Origin of the sequence: Mesorhizobium sp. M2A.F.Ca.ET.067.02.1.1 (genome assembly GCF_004023285.1) — a bacterium.
Taxonomy (GTDB): Bacteria; Pseudomonadota; Alphaproteobacteria; order Rhizobiales; family Rhizobiaceae; genus Mesorhizobium.
Genome location: NZ_RZSB01000932.1, coordinates 1 through 2,048 on the forward strand (window position 1 = coordinate 1; position 2,048 = coordinate 2,048).

The 2,048-nt window shown below is 64.7% G+C and carries 1 protein-coding gene and 2 pseudogenes; all 3 read right to left on the reverse strand.

The features are described from left to right. Positions 1-292: pseudogene (locus EOA28_RS33865) on the reverse strand (NADH-ubiquinone dehydrogenase); the annotation flags it as partial. 75 nt (positions 293-367) lie between these two features. Further along, a complete protein-coding gene (gene nuoF / locus EOA28_RS33870) occupies positions 368-1,672 on the reverse strand; it encodes an NADH-quinone oxidoreductase subunit NuoF (RefSeq protein ID WP_127253202.1) in 1,305 nt (434 codons plus the stop codon). A gap of 10 nt (positions 1,673-1,682) precedes the next feature. Further along, positions 1,683-2,048: pseudogene (locus EOA28_RS33875) on the reverse strand (NADH-quinone oxidoreductase subunit E); the annotation flags it as partial.

Here is a 2,048-nt window from a genome sequence, read left to right on the forward strand (position 1 = left end):
TGGACGCATTGGCGACCGCTTCGCTCTGCGCCTCGAGATCGTCGAGGAAAGGCTGGAACATGCGCTGCGAAGCTTCCAGCGCGCCGGTGAAGGCGCCCATCCACATGCCGACGGCATGGTTGGCAAAACCGATGCCAAGCGCCGACATCGCCGCCGCGCCCGCGACCGGATGCGCCAGAAGGTTGACGGCGCTGGCCATCTCCTTCGGCATCATCTTGGTCAGGTCCTGGTTCATCTTCTCGAGCTGGTCCAAATCAGGCATGAACGGATAGGGTATCGAATACGGCGCCATAGAGTTCTCCTGGTCGTTTCTTCGTATGCCCCGCCCCTGCTTTCCGTCTCGGGCTTGCGCCCGTATTTCGAAGTATTATTCCGCCGCCACCATCACCGGCTCGACCCGGTGCGCGTTGCGCGAAAACTCGTCGATGCGGCGTTCCACCTCGCCGCGGAAATGCCGCATCAGGCCCTGGATCGGCCAGGCCGCCGCGTCGCCCAGCGCGCAGATCGTGTGGCCTTCGACCTGCTTGGTGACGTCGAGCAGCATGTCGATCTCGCGCTTCTGCGCTTCGCCGCGCACCAGCCGCTCCATCACCCGCCACATCCAGCCGGTGCCTTCGCGGCACGGCGTGCACTGGCCGCAGCTCTCATGCTTGTAGAAGTAGGACAGCCTGGCGATCGCCTTCACGATATCCGTCGACTTGTCCATGACGATGACGGCAGCCGTGCCGAGGCCGGATTTCAGGTCGCGCAGCGCATCGAAGTCCATCGGCGCGTCCATGATCTGCTCGGCCGGCACCAGCGGCACGGAAGCGCCGCCCGGGATGACTGCCATCAGATTGTCCCAGCCGCCGCGGATGCCGCCGCAATGCGTCTCGATCAGCTCCCGGAACGGGATCGACATCGCTTCTTCGAAGGTGCACGGGTTGTTGACGTGGCCGGAGACGCAGAACAGCTTGGTGCCGGCATTGTTCGGCCGGCCAAAGGACGAGAACCAGGCCGCGCCCCGGCGCAGGATGGTCGGCGCCACCGCGATCGATTCGACATTGTTGACGGTGGTTGGGCAGCCATAGAGGCCGACATTGGCCGGGAATGGCGGCTTCAGCCGCGGCTGGCCCTTCTTGCCTTCTAGGCTTTCGAGCAGCGCCGTCTCCTCGCCGCAGATATAGGCGCCGGCGCCGTGATGCATATAGACGTCGAAGTCGTAGCCGGACGTGTTGTTCTTGCCGATCAGCTTGGCCGCGTAAGCCTCGTCGATGGCGCGCTGGAGCGCCTCGCGCTCGCGGATGAACTCGCCGCGCACATAGATGTAGGCCGCGACTGCGCCCATGGCGAAGCCGGCAACCAGCGCGCCCTCGACCAGTGTGTGCGGATCGTTGCGCAGGATGTCGCGGTCCTTGCAGGTGCCGGGTTCGGATTCGTCTGCATTGATGACCAGATAGCTCGGACGGCCGTCGCTCTGCTTGGGCATGAACGACCACTTCAGTCCGGTCGGGAAGCCGGCGCCGCCGCGGCCGCGCAACCCGCTAGCCTTCATCTCATTGACGATCCAGTCGCGGCCCTTGGCGATGAGACCGGGCGTATCGTCCCAGATGCCGCGCGACTGCGCGCCGGCCAGCGACTTGTCGAAGAGGCCGTAGATGTTGGTGAAGATGCGGTCTTTGTCCTGAAGCATTTGTCGTCCCTCAGACCGGCTTCTTGCCGAAGACGCGGATGTATTCGGCGACGCCGCCCTTGGCGAGCGCCTTGGCCTGCTTCACCCAGTCGTCGCGCTCGATGCGGCCGCGGAAATCGAGATAGCCGTCGACCCATTCGCGCTCGGCCCTCTTCCAGGCCGCGACCTGAGCGAAGGTGTAGATGCCCAGCGAATGCAGGATCGCTTCGATCTTCGGCCCGACGCCGGAGATCAGCTTGAGATCGTCGACCGTCGCCGGACGCTCGATGCCGGCCGGCCGGTTCTTGTCATCCAGCGAAGGCTTTTCCGTCTTGGCGACCGGCTGCTTGGTTTCCGGCGCCTTGAAAGCGGCCGCCGGCTCTGCCTTGTTCTTGGG